This window comes from Bradyrhizobium genosp. SA-3 (assembly GCF_004212635.1).
Classification (GTDB): Bacteria; Pseudomonadota; Alphaproteobacteria; order Rhizobiales; family Xanthobacteraceae; genus Bradyrhizobium.
In genome coordinates, this window is record NZ_PSRT01000160.1 from 1 (window position 1) to 17,599 (window position 17,599).

At 65.5% G+C, this 17,599-nt stretch carries 12 protein-coding genes and 2 pseudogenes; 6 read left to right on the top strand and 8 right to left on the bottom strand.

Annotated features, from left to right (window positions below; translation table 11 throughout):
- Nucleotides 1-57 precede the first annotated feature (57 nt).
- The 3 genes from CWO91_RS36055 (at nt 58) to CWO91_RS36065 (ending at nt 3,398) form a co-directional block, all read left to right on the top strand.
- Nucleotides 58-507 (top strand): hypothetical protein, encoded by a 450-nt coding sequence (locus CWO91_RS36055; protein ID WP_130220216.1) that lies wholly within the window; start codon nt 58-60, stop codon nt 505-507.
- A gap of 82 nt (nt 508-589) precedes the next feature.
- Nucleotides 590-1,609, top strand: coding sequence for a S1C family serine protease (locus tag CWO91_RS36060; RefSeq protein ID WP_130220217.1), 1,020 nt, complete (start codon nt 590-592; stop codon nt 1,607-1,609).
- Nucleotides 1,610-1,667: 58 nt separating this feature from the next.
- Nucleotides 1,668-3,398, top strand: coding sequence for an FAD-dependent oxidoreductase (locus tag CWO91_RS36065; protein ID WP_130220218.1), 1,731 nt, complete (start codon nt 1,668-1,670; stop codon nt 3,396-3,398).
- A gap of 272 nt (nt 3,399-3,670) precedes the next feature.
- Here the strand turns inward: CWO91_RS36065 and CWO91_RS36070 are convergent, their stop codons facing one another.
- The gene (locus CWO91_RS36070; RefSeq protein WP_130220219.1) at nt 3,671-7,147 is read right to left on the bottom strand and encodes an indolepyruvate ferredoxin oxidoreductase family protein; all 3,477 of its coding nucleotides are present in this window, start codon (nt 7,145-7,147) and stop codon (nt 3,671-3,673) included.
- 164 nt (nt 7,148-7,311) lie between these two features.
- Between CWO91_RS36070 and CWO91_RS36075 the strand changes: the two are divergent.
- Both CWO91_RS36075 and CWO91_RS36080 read left to right on the top strand, forming a co-directional pair.
- A pseudogene (locus CWO91_RS36075) lies at nt 7,312-8,264 on the top strand (hypothetical protein).
- 320 nt (nt 8,265-8,584) lie between these two features.
- The gene (locus CWO91_RS36080) at nt 8,585-9,283 is read left to right on the top strand and encodes a cysteine hydrolase family protein (protein WP_130220220.1); all 699 of its coding nucleotides are present in this window, start codon (nt 8,585-8,587) and stop codon (nt 9,281-9,283) included.
- Nucleotides 9,284-9,310: 27 nt separating this feature from the next.
- Here CWO91_RS36080 and soxA read toward each other — a convergent pair whose 3' ends face one another.
- The 7 genes and pseudogenes from soxA to CWO91_RS36115 all read right to left on the bottom strand — a co-directional run bounded on the left by soxA (nt 9,311) and on the right by CWO91_RS36115 (nt 15,491).
- Nucleotides 9,311-10,090, bottom strand: coding sequence for a sulfur oxidation c-type cytochrome SoxA (gene soxA, locus CWO91_RS36085; protein WP_165405955.1), 780 nt, complete (start codon nt 10,088-10,090; stop codon nt 9,311-9,313).
- Nucleotides 10,087-10,404 (bottom strand): thiosulfate oxidation carrier complex protein SoxZ, encoded by a 318-nt coding sequence (gene soxZ / locus CWO91_RS36090; RefSeq protein ID WP_130220222.1) that lies wholly within the window; start codon nt 10,402-10,404, stop codon nt 10,087-10,089. The genes soxA and soxZ overlap by 4 nt, the downstream gene beginning before the upstream one ends.
- A complete protein-coding gene (locus tag CWO91_RS36095; RefSeq protein ID WP_130220223.1) occupies nt 10,404-10,871 on the bottom strand; it encodes a SoxY-related AACIE arm protein in 468 nt (155 codons plus the stop codon). The genes soxZ and CWO91_RS36095 overlap by 1 nt, the downstream gene beginning before the upstream one ends.
- Before the next feature lie 8 nt (nt 10,872-10,879).
- A pseudogene (soxX, locus tag CWO91_RS36100) lies at nt 10,880-11,318 on the bottom strand (sulfur oxidation c-type cytochrome SoxX).
- A gap of 199 nt (nt 11,319-11,517) precedes the next feature.
- A complete protein-coding gene (locus CWO91_RS36105; protein WP_130220224.1) occupies nt 11,518-12,789 on the bottom strand; it encodes an NAD(P)/FAD-dependent oxidoreductase in 1,272 nt (423 codons plus the stop codon).
- A 54-nt stretch (nt 12,790-12,843) separates the two neighbouring features.
- Nucleotides 12,844-15,030 (bottom strand): xanthine dehydrogenase family protein molybdopterin-binding subunit, encoded by a 2,187-nt coding sequence (locus tag CWO91_RS36110; RefSeq protein ID WP_130220225.1) that lies wholly within the window; start codon nt 15,028-15,030, stop codon nt 12,844-12,846.
- Between the two features lie 11 nt (nt 15,031-15,041).
- Nucleotides 15,042-15,491: a (2Fe-2S)-binding protein gene (locus CWO91_RS36115; protein WP_130220226.1), complete on the bottom strand. Its 450-nt coding sequence runs from the start codon at nt 15,489-15,491 to the stop codon at nt 15,042-15,044.
- Between the two features lie 339 nt (nt 15,492-15,830).
- Between CWO91_RS36115 and CWO91_RS36125 the strand changes: the two genes are divergently transcribed.
- The gene (locus tag CWO91_RS36125) at nt 15,831-17,435 is read left to right on the top strand and encodes a B12-binding domain-containing radical SAM protein (protein ID WP_130220228.1); all 1,605 of its coding nucleotides are present in this window, start codon (nt 15,831-15,833) and stop codon (nt 17,433-17,435) included.
- Nucleotides 17,436-17,599 lie beyond the last annotated feature (164 nt).

The following is a 17,599-nucleotide window of genomic DNA, read 5'->3' on the forward strand; positions in this document are numbered from 1 at the left end:
AAGCGGGGGAGGGAGCGCACCGTTACCTTAGCCGCAACGTTCCGACGCGAGGACCCAATGACTGATCAGCTCACCCTCACGCCTCGGCAGCGCCAGGACCTCCGCACCATCGGCGCGATGATCATTCCCGCGAGCGACGAATACCGCGTCCCGGGCGCCGATGACGACATCATCCAGGCCGACATCCTGGCAACGCTCGGCCGCGACACCAAGCTGGTGGTGGCGGCGCTCGACCATCTGGCGCGGCTCGCGGGGATGCCGCTTGCCGATCTCGAGCCTGCCGCGCGCGATGGCGTTGCGCAGGAGTTTCGCAAGCACGGCGGCGTCGCCGCTGCAACGCTCGTCCGCGTCGTGCTGCAATGCTACTACCGCGACGACCGCGTGCTGGGTTCGCTCGGGCTCGAGCTGCGCGCACCATTCCCCAAGGGCCATGTGCTCCCGGATGGAGACTGGTCGCTGCTCGATCCGGTCAAGGCAAGAGGCGGCTCGCTGAGGCGGGAACCCTAGCAGCCCAGCCCGGCGCCCTGGTCGGGCCACTTGCGCTGCAGGGAACAGGCCACCATCTGTGTGAGCCTCAAGGACTCTTGCCATGTTGGACCTCACCTCAGATATCGCCGGTGGCGCATCGTCATCGCGAACGACGGCGTCTGCCCCGGTCGACGACCGGGCTCTGCTGGACGCCTATTCCAATGCCGTGATCGACGTGACCGACCGCGTCGGCCCTGCCGTCGTGCGGGTCGAGACCGGGCCAAAAGTACCGAACGGCCGCGAACGTGGCGGGCTCGGCTCGGGCATCGTGATATCGCCGGACGGACTCGTCCTTACCAACAGCCATGTGGTCGGCTCCTCCAAGGAAATCCGGCTGCGCGACGTCGAGGGCCATGTCGGCGATGCCCAGGTGCTCGGCGTCGATCCCGACACTGACCTTGCGCTGCTGCGCGCCAATGGCGTGCGCCATTTGCCCTATGCTGCGCTGGGCAATTCCAAGAACCTGCGGCGCGGTCAGCTCGTGATCGCGATCGGCAATCCGCTCGGCTTCGAATCGACCGTGACCGCCGGCGTGGTCTCGGCGCTCGGCCGCTCGATCCGCTCGGTTAGCGGGCGCACCATCGAGGACGTGATCCAGACCGATGCCGCGCTCAACCCGGGCAATTCCGGCGGCCCGCTGGTGTCGTCGAATGCCGAGGTGATCGGCATCAACACCGCCATCATCAACGGGGCGCAGGGCATCTGCTTTGCGGTCGCCAGCAACACCGCGCAATTCGTGCTGTCGGAGATCATCCGCCACGGTTATGTCCGCCGCGCCTATATCGGCGTTGCCGGGCAGACCGCGCCGGTCCCGCGGCGGCATGCCGTGCTGGCCGGCGTCGAGAACAAGATGGGCGCGCTCTTGATGCAGATCGAGCCGGACGGCCCGGCCGCGAAAGCGGGCCTGTTGCCCGGCGACGTCGTCATCAGGCTCGACGGTGTCGAGATCAACGGCGTCGACGATCTGATCCGCGTGCTGGACCGCGACCGCATCGGCCGGCGGCTGGCCATGGACGTGCTGCGGCTCGGCCGCCTGCGGGCGATCGACATCGACCCGGTCGAGCGCAAGAAGGCGCGCTAGCTGCGGGCCGGTGAGCGAGGTATGACGGTGTCATGCCTCGCTCCCGGAACCTTGCCGCATGATGCCGGCGCATGAGACCTACGATGTCATTGTCATCGGTGCCGGTGCCGGCGGCATGACGGCGGCGGCCGTTGCGGCCGTCGAAGGGCTGCGGGTGTTGGTGATCGAGAAGACCGCCTTCGTCGGCGGCACCACCGCATGGTCCGGCGGCATGGTCTGGATCCCCGCCAATCCCAAGATGAAAGAGGCGGGGCTGTCCGACAGCGTCGCTGACGCCGTCCAGTATCTGTCGAGCACGGTGCCTGAGCCTGCCAATGCCGGCCTGCGCGCCGCCTTCCTCGCGCGCGGACCGGAGGCGATCGCCTATCTCGAAGCCAACACCGAATTGCGCCTCCAGCCGGTCAAGGCCTATCCGGACTATTATCCGGAGCGGCTGGGCGCAACGCCCGGCGGACGCGTGCTGGAGCCGGTCGCGTTCGATGGCACGTGGCTCGGCAAGGCTTTTGCGCGCTTGCGGCCGCCGCTGCCGGAATTCACGCTGTTCGGCGGGATGATGGTCAACGGTCTCGACACTCCGCATCTGCGCCGGGCCGGAAAATCACTGCGATCGACGTTACGCACCGCGCGGCTGGTTTCAGCGTATGCGTGGCAGCGCTTGCACGCGCCGCGCGGCACCACGTTGCATCTCGGCAATGCGCTCGCCGCGCGGCTGTACGCCTCGCTTCTGGCGCGGCAGGTCGAGATCCTCTTCAGCGCCGATGTCGAGGACTTGTCGATGCAAGGCGATCGCGTGGCCGGCGTAGTGATCCGCCACGGCTCCCGCGACCGCCTGATCGCGGCGCGTCGCGGCGTCGTGCTCGCGACCGGCGGCTTCTCGCACGATGCGCGCTTGCGCAAATGCTTCTTCCCGGCCGCTGCCGGTTTTATCTCGGCCACCAACCCATCAGGGACAGGCGACGGACTTCGGCTCGCGGCTGCTGCCGGTGCCGCGCTCAACACGGACGCGACCAGCCCGGCCTATTGGGTGCCGGCCTCGCTGTTCCGCCATGCCGACGGCAGCCGTGGCGTGTTCCCGCACACCGTGACTGATCGCGCCAAGCCCGGCGTGATCGCCGTCAATGCCGCAGGCCGGCGCTTCGTCAACGAGGCCGTGTCCTACCACGAATTCGTGCGCGCCATGTTGCGCGACGGCAATGGCGAGCCGGACCGGCCATTCTACCTGATCTGCGACTGCCAGTTCCTGTGGAGCTACGGTCTCGGCCGCATCAAGCCGCTCACGCGCAACTATCGGCGCTATGTCGCGAGCGGCGAGCTGATCGAGGCTCCTGACGTTGCGCAGCTCGCGGCAAAGATCGGCATCAAGCCGTCCACGCTCGCGGCGACGATCGCGGCCTACAACGCCGGTGCGAAAGAGGGCCGCGATCCCGAATTCGGCCGCGGCAGCACCATCTACCAGCGCCATCTCGGCGATGCCACTCACAAGCCAAATCCTTGCGTCGCGCCAATTATCCGCGCGCCATTCTTCGCGATGCGCATCCATCCGGCCGATCTCGGCACCGCGATCGGCATGAGGGTCGATGCACGGGCGCGCGTGCTGCGCGCGGACGGCACGCCGATCGCGGGCCTCTATGCCTGCGGCAACGACATGGCCTCGATCATGAACGGCAACTGTCCGGGCCCGGGCATCACCCTCGGGCCAGCGCTGACGTTCGGGTACATCGCGGGGCGGCATCTGGCGGAGGGGCGTGTGGTGTCGGTCGCATCAAGCGTTGCCACGACGTCGGTCTAGCCATCTCCACCGCTGTCATGCTCCGCGAAAGCGGGCATCCAGTACGCCGCGGCTTCTCGGCTTAATCACAACTGTCTCGGAGTACTGGGATCGCCCGGTCAAGCCGGGCGATGACACCGACTGTGTGGCGAGCGCGTCCCACAGTCGTCATAAGCAATCCAGACTGTTTCTGCGGAAAGACTCTGGATTGCTTCGTCGCATCAGCGCAAAATTGCTACGCAATTTTGTCGCGAGCTCCTCGCAATGACACGTAGAGAGTGCGCGGCTATCCGTCACTCCGCGGCCGCCGCAAAGCGGCAGTTCTCCAGCTCTGCTTCCAGCCGCGCCGTCTCGGCCGCCGCCTGCTTGATGTTGGCTTCCTTGACGTGGCCGAAGCCGCGGATCGTCTCCGGCACGCGCGCAAGCCGCGCCAGCAGCGGGATCTGCTCGGCTCTCAGTCTCGCAATCCGCTGATCGATCATCGCCAGATAATCCTCGATCAGCTTGCGCTCTGTCTTGCGTTCCTCGGTGCGGCCGAACGGGTCGAGCGCGGTGCCGCGCAAGAACTTGAGCCTGGCGAGAACGCGGAAGGCGTGGATCATCCAGCCGCCGAACTCCTGCTTCTGGAGCCGGCCGGTCGCCTTATCGCGCTTCGCGAAGATCGGCGGTGCCAGGTGGTATTTCAGCGTGAAGTCGCCGTCGAATTTTTCCGACACCTTCTTGGCAAAGCTGCCGTCGGTATAGAGCCGCGCGACCTCATACTCGTCCTTGTAGGCCATCAGCTTGAACAGGTTCTTTGCGACTGCCTGCGTCAGCTCCGTGGAGCCCGGCGAGGCCGCACTCTCCGCCTTGCGCGCCTTGGCGACAGCTGCGAGGTAGCGCTCGGCATAGGCCTTGTCCTGATAGCCAGTCAGGAACTCGGCGCGGGTCGCGATGATGTCGTCGAGCGATTTCGTCGGCGCGGCTGCCCTGTTCTTGAACTGGAGCACGCTGCGCACCCGCGACATGTCGTGGGCGGCGAGACGGCCCCAGGTGAAGGCGAGCTTGTTCATCTCGATTGCGGCGCCGTTGATCTCGATGGCGCGGAGCAGGGCTTCCAGCGACAGCGGGATCGCGCCCTTCTGGAAGGCGAAGCCGAGCATGAAGGGGTTGGTGGCGATGCTATCGCCCATCAGCGCCGCGGCAATGCCTGTCGCGTCGATGATGTCGAGGTTCTTGTCGCCGATCGCGTCCCGCAGGACGGTCTGCATCGTGCCCATCTCGAAATCGAGATCGGGGTTTTGCACGAAGCTCGCGGTCGGCTGCAGGTCGGCGTTGATGTAGGCCTTCGTCACGCCGCGCTCGGCGCGGCTCAGCGCAGTGGGACCGGCCGAGACGATCATGTCGCAGCCGAGGATGACGTCGGCCCCGCCGGTGGTGATGCGGACGGCGGAGATGTCTTCCGGCTTCGGCGCGATGCGAACATGGCTCATCACCGCGCCGTTCTTCTGCGACAGTCCGGTGAAGTCGAGCGCCGAGCAGCCGCGGCCGTCGACATGAGCGGCCATGCCGAGCAACGCGCCGATGGTGATGACGCCGGTGCCGCCGATGCCGGTGACGAGGATGTTGTAGGGGCCTTCCAGCTCACGCGTCGGCGGCAGCGGCAGGTCGGCGAACAGCTGGCCGGAATCGACCGCTGACGTCTTCATGCGCTTCAGGCTGCCGCCATGCACGGTGACAAAACTCGGGCAAAAGCCTTCGACGCAGGAAAAATCCTTGTTGCAGTTCGACTGGTCGATCTGACGCTTGCGGCCGAACTCGGTCTCCAGCGGTTGTACCGAGACGCAGTTGGAGGCCTGCGAGCAATCGCCGCAGCCTTCGCAGACGAGCTCGTTGATGAAGGCGCGCTTGGCGGGATCGGGATAGAGACCGCGCTTGCGGCGGCGGCGCTTTTCGGCAGCGCAGGTCTGGTCGTAGATGATCACCGTGAGGCCCTTGATGTCGCGCAGCTCGCGCTGCACGGCGTCGAGCTCGCGGCGGTGGTGGATAGTCGCGCCGTGCGGGAAGTAATTTCCTTGCGGATATTTGCTCGGATCGTCCGAGACGATCGCGAGCCGCTTGACGCCTTCAGCCCAGACCTGATGCGCGATCTGCGCGACGTTGAAGCTGCCCTCGGCGGGCTGGCCGCCGGTCATGGCGACGGCGTCGTTGTAGAGTATCTTGTAGGTGATGTTGATGCCGGCGGCCGATGCCGCGCGAAGGGCGAGCAGCCCGGAATGGGTATACGTGCCGTCGCCGAGGTTCTGGAAGATGTGCTTCTCGGTGGTGAAGGGCGATTGGCCGATCCAGTTCACACCTTCGGCGCCCATATGCGAGATCAAATCGGTGCGGCGGGTCGGCATGCTCAGGGCCATGCCGTGGCAGCCGATGCCGGCCATGGCGCGGCTTCCTTCGGGCACGCGCGTCGAGGAGTTGTGCGGGCAGCCCGAGCAGAAGAACGGCGTGCGCGCGAGCTTGATCGGCGTGCTGGTGGTGACCGGATTATCGAAGGCCTCGAGCCGCGCCAGCCGTTGTTCCAGCACCGGGCTGTGATGGCCGAGCTTACGTAAGCGCGCCACCAGCGCAGAGGCGACGATGGTCGGCGTCAGCTCGCCCTCGCTCGGCAGCAGCGGTGCGCCGCGCTCATCACGCTTGCCCGTGACGGTCGGGCGCTTGGACGCATCGATATTGTAGAGAATGCGCATCAGCTGGTCTTCGATGAAGCCGCGCTTTTCCTCGACCACGAGGACGTCCTGAAGGCCTTCCGCGAAACGCTTCGCGCCGCTTTCCTCCAGCGGCCAGGTCATCGCGACCTTGTAGATGCGCAGGCCGAGGTCCTGCGCGTCCTTGTCGGTGATCCCTAAGTCGGCAAGCGCCTGGCGCAGGTCGAGATAAGCCTTGCCTGTCGCGACGATTCCAAGCCGCGCGGGCTTTGAATCGAGCACGATGCGGTCGAGCTGGTTGGCGCGGGCGAAGGCCTGCACCGCTTCCATCTTCGGCCCGAACAGGCGCCTCTCGGCCTCCAGCGGCGGATCCGGCCAGCGGATGTTGAGGCCGCCGGGCGGCATCTCGAAATCATCGGGCAGCCTGATCTGGATGCGTTCGGGATCGCTATAGATCGATGCCGAGCTCTCGACGGTTTCGCTGATCGCCTTGAAGCCGACCCAGCAGCCGGAGAAGCGCGACAGCGCAAAGCCATAAAGGCCGAGGTCGAGATAATCCTGCAGCGTCGCGGGATTGATCACGGGGATCAGCGCTGCCGCAAACACCTGCTCGCTCTGATGCGCCAGCGTCGAGGACTGGCAGCCGTGGTCGTCGCCGGCCAGCGCCAGCACGCCGCCATTCAGCGAGGTGCCCGCGGCGTTGGCGTGCTTGAGCGCATCGACCGAGCGATCGACGCCCGGCCCTTTGCCGTACCAGATGCCGAACACCCCATCGACCTTGGCGCCGGGAAACAGGCCGACCTGCTGGCTGCCCCAGACGGCGGTCGCCGCGAGGTCCTCGTTCAGGCCGGGGACGAAGGCTATGTCATGCTGCTGGAGGAAAGACTTCGCGCGCCACAGCGCGTGGTCGTACATGCCGAGCGGGGAACCGCGATAGCCCGAGATGAAGCCGCCGGTGTTGAGCCCCTGAAGCCGGTCGCGTTCGCGCTGCAACATCGGCAAGCGGACCAGGGCCTGGGTGCCGGACAGGAAGATCCGCTTCGATTCGAGCCGGTATTTATCGTCCAACTCGACCTGCATCAGCGTCATTTCGGAAGTCCTCGGCTCTCGTTCGGGCGTGGGGTTTGCGCTGCGGGAAGGATTGCGGCGGCGCGACGCGAATTGTGACAGTCAAAAGCATGGGTCGGCGAAGTCAATATCGCTGGCCGCATCCGTGGCGCTCCTGCTAGTCATGGCTGCTTGTGGAGAACACCATGGCTGCAAACGCATTCGACACCGAGATCACGGAGACGGCCGAGGCCCTGATCGGGCCGTGGCGTCGGCCGCGCCAGATGTTGCAAGCGCAGACTTACGACGCGCACGCCTCGATCCATGATGACGCCACCGCACAGAAGCTCGGCTTCAGGGGCGGCACCATCGAGGGGCCGACGCATTTCACCAGTTCGCACCGCTCGGCGAACGGCTGTGGGGACGCGCCTGGTTCGAAACTGGGTGCCTCTCAGCGCATTACCGCAGCGTCTGCTATGAGGGCGAGGAAGTGCAGGCGATCCTGTCGAAGCCGCTGCCTGCTACCCGCCAGTGCCAGATCCAGATGGTCAAGCGCGATGGCACCGAGGTGATGCGCGGCACGGCCTCGGTCGGCGAGCCGCACGCAGCGACCGCGCTCGAGGCGCGCCTCGCCGAGCTCAAGCCGCTCACCGATCCCGTGATCCTGCGCGACGTGAAGGTGGCGCAGACGAGCAGGCGGCAAACGGTGCGTATGGCCTTCGACCAGACCATGGGCGACCTCTATCCGTTCTCGCTCCGGCAGAAGCTCGCCGTGATCACCGAAAACTCGCCGTATTATTCCGGCGCTGACAATCCATGGCGCAAGCCCATCATCCCGATGGAGATGCTGAGCGTGCTGTTCCAGTACCGCTCCAAGGACGATCCATTGCCGGCCAAGGGACCGGCGGTCGGCCTGTTCGCCGATCAGGAGATCAGGCTGGTGCAGGGGCCGCTCTTCGTCGACGAAGAGTATGAGATCGAGCGCGAGGTGGTCGCGCTCTCCGGCAGCCGCCGCACCGAAAGCGCCTGGGCCAAGACGCGCGTATTCGACAAGGCAAATCTGCTGGTCGCGACCATGCTGCTGAACATGGCGACGCTGAAGGAGTCGTATGCGCGGTATGAGGACGAGTATCGGCTGCTGTACGGGGCGGGAGGGTAGTCTCTGCCCGTCATTCCGGGGCGCGCGCAGCGCGAACCCGGAATCCATTTCGCCTCGTGCATTGCGGCCCGATGGATTCCGGGCTCGACGCTTCCGCGCCGCCCCGGAATGACGCCGGAGAGAGTGCTGCCGCCGCTCATCCTTTAAGCAAATGCCCCGCGCGAAGTCGTCGCCCAGCGATGAGCAGCCGTCGGGTCGCTTCATAACCTTCTGACCACGCAGCAAATTCCCTGGCGCCCCGCACCCCGCCGCAATTGTACACAATGGCACGGCGTTTGCAGAACTCTAGCCAAAGCGAGTTCTCGCGGGGGGCGGGCATCATGCTGAACTCAACCAAGCCGACGCGGGGCGTCATCAGCGCCGAGCCTGAGCCGATCGGGCTCGACTGGCCCGCCACCGCGCTTCTCATCATCGACATGCAGCGCGATTTTCTCGAGCCAGGCGGTTTCGGTGAGACGCTCGGCAATGACGTCAGCCAGCTCGGGCGCGCGGTGAAGCCGATCGGCGCGGTGCTGAAGGCCGCGCGCGACACCGGCATGCTGGTGATCCATACCCGCGAGGGCCATCTGCCTGACCTCTCCGACGCGCCGCCGGCGAAGGTCGAGCGCGGTGCGCCGTCCTTGCGCATCGGCGATCCCGGCCCGATGGGCCGCATTCTCATCCGCGGCGAGGCCGGCCACGACATCATTCCCGAGCTCTATCCGCTCGACAGCGAGATCGTGATCGACAAGCCGGGCAAGGGCGCGTTCTACGCCACCGAGCTCGGCGACGTCTTGGAAAAATACGGCGTCGAGAATTTGCTGGTGTGCGGCGTCACCACCGAGGTCTGCGTCAACACCACCGTGCGCGAGGCCAACGACCGCGGCTATCGCTGCGTCGTCATCTCCGACGGCTGCGCATCCTACTTTCCCGAGTTTCACGAGATGGGCCTGAAGATGATCAAGGCCCAGGGCGGCATCTTCGGCTGGGTAGCTAGCTCGGCCGCAGTCCTGGAGGCGATGAAGACTTCGACGGCTTAGACGACGGCCAGTCCAGGCCGTTATCGCTTACGGCCGCACCGCGGGCGTCTCGATCGGCAGGCCGCGCGCTCGCGACATCAGATAGAGCTCGAGCGCGGCCAGTTCGGGCGACCCGTAATCATAAGCCTGGGCGCGCACGCCGGTCATGCAGCTGCGCAGCCGTCGCTCCAGCGAACCCAGCGTCTGCCATTCCAGCCGATACAGCGGATAGCCGGTCGGCTGTCCCTGCGTGATCGGCGCGCCGGCAAGACGTTTGTCGAAATTGTCGTCATGGCAATTGGCGCAGGCGAGATTGAGCTGGCCCTCGCGCTGCATGAAGAGGTCGCGCCCCTGTTCGACGAAGGGTTTTACCTGTGGATCGTCGCCAGCGGTGATCGCAACGCCGCGCGATTGATGGACGACGAAGGCGGACAACGCCAGCAGATCGCGGCTCTCATAGGGCAGCGGTGTCGCCTGCTGGTGATTGCCGCGGCAGAGGTTGATGCGCTGGTCGAGCGTGACGGGACGGCCGAGCGCCTTGTCGAAGGCCGGATAGCGCGCCGCGACGCCTTTCATGCTGCCGCGGGCATCGCCATGGCAGTCCGCGCAGGACTTCTCCGCACTGCCGGTCTTCTTTCCCCACAATGCCTGACCGTCGAGCACGAACAGCATGCCCGGATTGGACGTATCGTCATCCTGCATCGCGCGCGTGTCGGGTCCCATGAAGGCATAGCCGGAGCGGCGCGCCTCGGGCGGGATTTCACCGGCGAGGAGGGCAGGGGCGGTGGCGGTCAGCGCCGCCACCGCTATCGCGCGCCAAGTCCTCATTCGACGATGATCGATGCCGATGCGGTGGACGAATAGCCGTTGTCGCCGATCCATTCGAACTCGAACTTGCCGCTCTCCTTGGCGACCGTGAAGAAGGACAAATATGGATTCGCGGCGATCGCCGGAAACAGATCGGCGCGAAAGATCTCGGCGCCGTTGTAGCAACAGCTGAAGCTCGTGATGATGTCGCGCGGCACCAGCTTGCCGTCCACGGTGTGGCGGAAGCCGGTCTCCATGATGTGCGCGGTCAGCGCGCGGATTTCGATAATCTCGCCGCGTTTGGCCTTTGCGGGAACATTGATGAGGGCGGCCATCAGTTCATCTCCTCGGTGCAGGCGGCCAACGTCACGACGACGTCGGCGGCGACCTGCCAGAAGCTGTCGTCGGACAGGAGCGCGATCGCAACCACCTTCTGGCTGTCGGCGAGCCGGATCCGGGTCGAGACCTGGGCGCGGCCGGAGGAGGGGCCGAGATGGAAATTGCCGATGTTCGGCTGCGGGTTCTTCTCGTTGAAGACGTGGATGGACTTGACGTAATCGTCCGCTGTCATCGGGCTTGCGACGCTCACCGTCATCGGCACCGTATTGCCGTTCTCGACCAGCGGCGGAATGTCGAGCTTGACCTTGCCAGTGCGCAATTGCGCTTCACCGACGACGTTGCGGATCGCGGCGGTGAGCATCGCGGGTGTCGCCTCGACCGGCCGCAGCGTCACGATCGGAATCGCACCGGCGGCCGTCACGCTGCCGGCAAGACTCAAGAATTGGCGTCGCGTGGTCGGCATGATCAGTCCTAATCCTGAAGCGTTGCAAGAAAGGCCACGATGTCCTCGATCTCCGCGGCCGACAATATCGGCTTGCCGGCGAAACTGCGTCCAACACGCACGAACCCGTCGTTGCGGTAATAGGACGGCATGATGGTCTGCGGGTTGAAGCGCGAAGCGTCCACCAGACGAAGTCGCAACTGGCTCACTGGACCACCGGTTCCCGGCACCGGTGAGATCGGGCGCGAGGTCACCCTGGAAACGGGTTTCCGGGAAGGGACCGGAGTGGCAGAGGATGCAAGTCGTCGTGCGCGCGAGCACCAGCGCGCGTCCGCGCGCGGCATCGCCCGGCGAGCCGGTGAGGGAAGCCGGAATGCCATCGCCAACGATTTTGTAAGGCACTAGGTCTTCGGCAGTCGCACCACCCGCAAATGTAAGATTTGCTGCGACCAGCGCAGCGACAATCAATCGGTTGTGTGACGAGAAATCTAGCCGCGAGCTCCACTTACCTCTCCCGCTTGCGGGAGAGGTCGCGCCGAAGGCACGGGTGAGGGCTCTTTCCTCTTGGGGGTTCTCGATTGTGGAGAAACCCTCTCCCCAGCCCTCCCCCGCAGGCGGCGGAGGGAGCGCACCGGATTGGTGGTGACAGCTTCGTCTCACCATTGCATTAGCCAAAACAATCCGCCGTGACGGTTTGAAACCAGCGCTCGGCCTCGGCCGCCTCGCGGGCGCGCAGCTCGCGCGGGGCATCGACCGGGCTGGTCACGCCGCCTTCGACCTCGGCGAAGATGTCGCCCTTGGGCTGGTAATTGCCGGCGAGCGAAAAGCCGTAACCGGGCGCGACGGTGGTGTAGCAGACGCCTGTCAGTCGCGGCGCTTCCGGCGTGCGGCCCGCGAGCAAAGCGATGATCGCGGCGGCGCAAGCCTTGCCTTGCGCGCTTGCAGCGGAAGCCGATTTGGGAATGCCGCCGCCGAGGCAGGCGTCGCCGATAACGTGGATGTCTTTGACGAGCTTCGATTCGAAAGTGACGGGATCAATCGGGCACCAGCCGGTCGCATCCGCAGCGCCCGCGATCTCGGCAATGCGCCCGGCGCGCTGCGGCGGAATGACGTTGGCAACGTCAGGGGTGTAGTTGCCGAACTCGGTGACGATGGTCTTGCTCGCGGGATCGACCGAGGTGACGCGGCCGCCTTGCGACAGCGCGACCCGCTCGATCATGTCGCCGTAGAGCTCTTTCCAAGCTCTCTCGAATAGCCGCTGCTGGGAGAAGGCGTCCTTGGCATCAAGGATCAGGACTTTCGAGCGTGGCTTCGCGGTCTTGAGATAATGCGCGATCAGGCTGGCGCGCTCGTAAGGTGCCGGCGGGCAACGCGAGGGATTGGCGGGGATTGCGATCGCGACCGTGCCGCCATCCGCCATCGCCTCCAATTGCCTGCGCAGCAAGAGGGTTTGTGCGCCGGCCTTCCAGGCGTGCGGCATCTTTTCCGACGCAGCGTCGTCGTAGCCGGGCAGAGCCTCGACATGGAAGTCGATGCCGGGCGAGAGCACGAGACGGTCATAACCAAACGCGGCGCCATCGGCCGCCGTCACGCTACGCTTTTGCGTGTCGATGGTCGTTGCAGCCTGAGCGACGACGCTGATGCCCTCGGCGGCGAGCTTGTCGTAACCGAACTGCTGCGCTTCGATCTCGCGCAAGCCTGCGATCACCTCGTTGCTGAAGGGGCAGGAGATGAAGGTCTTGTTCGGCTCGATCAGGGTAACCTGCAATTTCGCGTCGGCGCGCTTGAGTGCGCGGGCAGAGGCCGCGCCGCCAAAGCCGCCGCCGACCACGACGATGCGGCCCGCCGATTGAGCGCGCAGGATCGAAGGTGCGGCGAGCGATGTGGCCGCGGCGGTGATGCCGAGGACGGCATTCCGCCGTGTCACCGGCGCATTCATGAGTCTTGTCCGGAAAAATGCTGCGGCTGCCGTTGTGGCAGCCGCAGCGCTCTCTTACGCGAAGGTGATGTTCTGGTCGCGCAGCGGCACCGAGCGGATGCGCTTGCCCGTCGCCGCGAAGTAGGCGTTGAGCACCGCGGGCGCCGCGACGCCGATGGTCGGCTCGCCGACGCCGCCCCAGAACCCGCCGCTCGGCACCATCACCGTCTCCACTTTCGGCATCTCGTTGATGCGCATCGAGTTGTAGGTGTCGAAGTTGGTTTGCTCGATCTTGCCATCCTTGACTGTGCAGCCGCCGTAGAACAGCGCGGAGAGGCCATAGACGAAGGAGCCCGCGATCTGCCGCTCCACCTGCGCCGGATTGACGATATAGCCGGGGTCGGTGGAGGCGACGATGCGATGCACCTTGATCTTGCTGCCGTCGGTCACCGAGATTTCGGCGGCGCCGGCGACATAGCTGCCATAGCCCATGACCTGGGCGATGCCGCGATAGACGCCCTGCGGCGCCGGCGTGGTCCAGCCGATCTTCTCGGCGACGGCATTGAGCACCGCGAGGTGCTTGGGGTGATTGCCCATCAGATTGCGCCGGAATTCGAGCGGGTCCTGGCCTGCGGCCTGGGCCAGCTCGTCCATGAAGCATTCCATGTAGATCGCGTTGTGATTGACGTTGACGCCGCGCCAGAAGCCGGGCGGAACGTGCGGGTTACGCATCGCATGCTCGATCAACAGGTTCGGCACCGAGTAGCCGAACGCGGCCTCGCCGGATTGGGCGACGCCCTGGAATGCCGCCGGATCCATGCCGTTCTGCAGCGCTTCGGGGCGCAGCGAGAACAGGATCGACTGCCCGGACAGGCGGTAGTGCAGCGCGACCAGATTGTTGTTGGCGTCGAACGCGCCGGTCATCTTGCACTGGGTGATCGGGTGATACCGGCCGTGCGCCATGTCCTCTTCGCGCGACCACAACAGCTTGATCGGCGTGCCCGGCATCTGCTTTGCGATCATGACCGCCTGACGGACATAGTCGGTCTGGCCGCGCCGGCCGAAGCCGCCGCCCAGCATCACCTTGTGCACGTCGCACTTCTCCGCCGGCAAGCCCGACGCCTCCAGCACCGCCGCGAAGGCCGCCTCGCCATTCTGCGTGCCGCACCAGACCTCGCACTTGTCCGCCGTGTAGAGCGCGGTGGCGTTCATCGGCTCCATCGTGGCGTGGTTCTGGTAGGGATAGCTGTAGACCGCCTCGATCTTCTTGGCGGCCCCGGCGATTGCCGCTTTGGCGTCGCCGTTCTTGTTGCCGACATAGGCCGGCTGCGCGTCGTCGAGGCCTTCAGTCAGCCATTTCGCAATCGACTCGCTGGAGACCTTGGCGTTGTCGCCCTCGTCCCAGACGATCGGCAGCGCCTCCAGCGCGGTCTTGGCGTGCCACCAGGTGTCGGCAATGACGGCGACCGCGGTGTCCCCGACCTTGACGACCTTCTTGACGCCCTTCATGCCGGCGACCTTGGCCTCGTCGAAGCTCTTCAGCTTGCCGCCGAACACCGGGCAGTCCTTGATCGCGGCATTCAGCATGCCCGGCAGCTTGACGTCGATGCCGTAGATCATAGCGCCGGTGGTCTTGTCGGCGGTGTCAAGCCGGTTCACGCCCTTGCCGATCAGCTTCCAGTCCTTCGGGTCCTTCAGCTTGACGTCCGCCGGCGGCGTCAGCTTGGCCGCAGCCTCGGCGACCTTGCCGTAGGTCGTGGTCTTGCCCGAGGGCGTATGGGTGATGACGCTGTTCGCAGCCGTGCATTCGGATGCCGGCACTTTCCACGCATCGGCGGCGGCCTGGATCAGCATCACGCGCGCGGTGGCGCCGCCCTTGCGGACATAGTCCTGCGAGGAGCGGATGCCGCGGCTGCCGCCGGTCGAGAAATCGCCCCAGACGCGCTTGCGGGCGACGCTCTGGCCGGGCGTCGGATATTCGGTCGTGACCTTGGTCCAGTCGCATTCGAGCTCCTCGGCGACGAGCTGGGCGAGCCCGGTCAGCGAGCCCTGGCCCATCTCGGAGCGGGCGATGCGGATCACGATGGTGTCATCGGGCCGGACCACGACCCAGGCGCCGATCTCGGGCGAGCCGTCGGCGGCGCGGACCAATGCGGGGCCGCCGAAGGGAATGTCGAAGCCGATTGCGAGACCGGCACCGACCGCGGCCGTGCCGATGACGAAGGCGCGGCGGTTGAGCCGCGGCGAAACATGCTTGTTCATGTCGGATTTCCTTACGCGCTTGCGATCGTGTGGATCGCCTCGCGCACCTGCTGGAAGGAGCCGCAGCGGCAGATATTGGTGATGGCCTCGTCGATGTCGGCGTCGGTCGGCTTTGGTTTTTCGTTCAAGAGTGCCGCCACCGCCATGATCATGCCGCTTTGGCAATAGCCGCATTGCGGCACGTCCTGGGCGATCCAGGCTTCCTGCACCTTGTGCAGCGAATTCCCGGATGCGAGCCCTTCGATCGTGGTGATCTTCTTGCCCTCGGCCTCACTGACCGAAACGCCGCAGGAGCGCATCGCCACGCCATCGATGTGAATCGTGCAGGCGCCGCATTGTGCGATGCCGCAACCGTATTTGGTGCCGGTCAGGCCGGCATTCTCGCGGATCGCCCAGAGCAGCGGCGTATCCGGCTCCACGTCGAGTGTGAAGGTTTTTCCGTTGATTGTTAGGTTTGCCATCGCAAGTCCCCTGATTGGCCCAATCCACCGATTGAACTCAGTGGCGGAATGTGTCCGGCAAACTGGAACTGTTCAAATCAACAGTCCGCGGAGTGGCCGGGATGCATGGCCCTCCTGCTTGAAAGTATGGACCGGGGCGTTGTTTTGCCTCATCCCTTCTCAATCGATTCGGGCTGGCGCCTCTTCCGTGGGCGCCAATCCACGGCTTGAGGCGACGTCCGGCCGTGAACGCCGGTTCCGGGCCGGATCGCCGCTGCACAGCGGCGACAGTTTGTCCCTTTTGCCGGGGTGCAAGACGCAGGCGCTTTGATACACTGCGCCGCCGCCAACAGGAGTTCCATGAACGTGCCGAGTCCCTGCAACGTGCTGATGCTCTACCCGCTGTTCTCGGCAGAGTCCTTCTGGACCTTTGGCGAATCCTGCAAAGTGTTGGGCGTCAAGCGCCCTGCCGCCCCTCTGGGCCTGATCACCGTTGCCGCGATGCTGCCCGAGAGTTGGACGGTCCGGCTGATCGATTGCAACACGGCGCCGCTCAGCGACGACGATCTCGCCTGGGCCGACGTCGTCTTCACCGGCGGAATGCTGCCGCAGCAGGCCGACACGCTGCGCCTGATCGAGCTCTGCCGCGCGGCGGGCAAGCCGGTGGTCGTCGGCGGTCCCGATCCCACCTCGAGCCCCCACATCTACGAGCGGGCCGACTTCCGGGTGCTCGGCGAGGCCGAGAGCGTCATCGACCAGTTCATCACAGCCTGGGACAGCGGCGCACGGTCCGGCGTCTTCACCGCGCCGAAATTCCAGGCCGACGTCACCAAGACGCCGGTGCCGCGTTTCGACCTGCTCAAGTTCGACGACTACCTCTATCTCGGTGTGCAGTATTCCCGCGGATGTCCGTTCACCTGCGAGTTCTGCGACATCATCGAGCTCTATGGACGCGTCCCACGGACCAAGACGAACGAGCAGATCCTGCGCGAGCTCGATACGCTCTACCAAATGGGCTATCGCGGTCATCTCGACTTCGTCGACGACAATTTCATCGGCAACAAGAAGTCGCTGCGGCTGTTCCTGCCCCAGCTCGCCGAATGGCAGCGCGCCCACGGCTATCCGTTCGAATTCTCCACCGAAGCCTCGGTCAACCTCGCCGACGATCCGGAGCTCTTGGAGCTGATGGGGGCGGCCAATTTCTTCGGCATCTTCGTCGGCATCGAAAGTCCGGATCCGGCAACCCTGGTCGCGATGCGGAAGAAGCAGAACACCCGGCGCAACATCGCCGAGAGCATCCACAAGATCTACGCCGCCGGCATTCTCGTCACCGCGGGCTTCATCGTCGGCTTCGACAACGAGAAGGTCTCGATGGCGGAGTCCATGATCGAGTTCATCGAGGAGGCCGCGATCCCCGTCAGCATGGTCGGACTGCTCTATGCCTTGCCGAACACGCAGCTGACGCGCCGCCTCGAGCGCGAGGGCCGGCTCCACGCGGGCCACGATGTGGCGCCGACCATCGGCGCCGATCAGTGCACGGCGGGCATCAACTTCGATCCGGTACGCCCGCTGCGCGACATCCTGATGGACTACAAGCGGGTGCTCGAGCAGATCTACAGCCCGGCCGCCTATGCAGGACGCGTCGACCGCTTGATGACGCTGCTTGACCGCTCGCGGCAGCGCCACGAGCTCGCGGAAGGCGACATCCGCGCCAAGCTTGGCGCGATGGAGACGGTGCACCGTGTGGTCAGCGCCCTTCCCGAGGCGCGCGGGCCGCTGTGGCAGACCTTCATGAACTGCGCCAAGCGCGACACGTCATCGGCACGCATCGCCGTGCAGATGATCGCCGCCTACGCCCATCTCGGGCCGTTCTCACGCAAAGTCATCGCTGCCATCGATGAGCGTCTGGCGGCGCTGGACAACGAGGCCGTTACTCCGGCGACCGTTGACGTGACGGCGGCCTGACACCTGGCTTGAGAGCTTACTTCACCGCCAGTCGCAGGAAGCTCATCACGCTGCCGAGCGCGGCAAAGCCTGCGCCGAGCGCCAGCGCCAATGTCGCGCCGTCGTGGCCCGCGAGTGCGAAGCAGGCCGCGGCGAGCGCGGCGCCCGTGGTCTGGCCGGTCAGG

Bases quoted from the DNA above. Each gene is read 5' to 3' on its own strand.
- CWO91_RS36055 (WP_130220216.1), top strand. From the start codon at position 58: ATGACTGATCAGCTCACCCTCACGCCTCGGCAGCGCCAGGACCTCCGC.
- CWO91_RS36060 (WP_130220217.1), top strand. From the start codon at position 590: ATGTTGGACCTCACCTCAGATATCGCCGGTGGCGCATCGTCATCGCGA.
- CWO91_RS36065 (WP_130220218.1), top strand. From the start codon at position 1,668: ATGATGCCGGCGCATGAGACCTACGATGTCATTGTCATCGGTGCCGGT.
- CWO91_RS36070 (WP_130220219.1), bottom strand. From the start codon at position 7,147: ATGACGCTGATGCAGGTCGAGTTGGACGATAAATACCGGCTCGAATCG.
- CWO91_RS36080 (WP_130220220.1), top strand. From the start codon at position 8,585: ATGCTGAACTCAACCAAGCCGACGCGGGGCGTCATCAGCGCCGAGCCT.
- soxA (WP_165405955.1), bottom strand. From the start codon at position 10,090: ATGAGGACTTGGCGCGCGATAGCGGTGGCGGCGCTGACCGCCACCGCC.
- soxZ (WP_130220222.1), bottom strand. From the start codon at position 10,404: ATGGCCGCCCTCATCAATGTTCCCGCAAAGGCCAAACGCGGCGAGATT.
- CWO91_RS36095 (WP_130220223.1), bottom strand. From the start codon at position 10,871: ATGCCGACCACGCGACGCCAATTCTTGAGTCTTGCCGGCAGCGTGACG.
- CWO91_RS36105 (WP_130220224.1), bottom strand. From the start codon at position 12,789: ATGAATGCGCCGGTGACACGGCGGAATGCCGTCCTCGGCATCACCGCC.
- CWO91_RS36110 (WP_130220225.1), bottom strand. From the start codon at position 15,030: ATGAACAAGCATGTTTCGCCGCGGCTCAACCGCCGCGCCTTCGTCATC.
- CWO91_RS36115 (WP_130220226.1), bottom strand. From the start codon at position 15,491: ATGGCAAACCTAACAATCAACGGAAAAACCTTCACACTCGACGTGGAG.
- CWO91_RS36125 (WP_130220228.1), top strand. From the start codon at position 15,831: ATGAACGTGCCGAGTCCCTGCAACGTGCTGATGCTCTACCCGCTGTTC.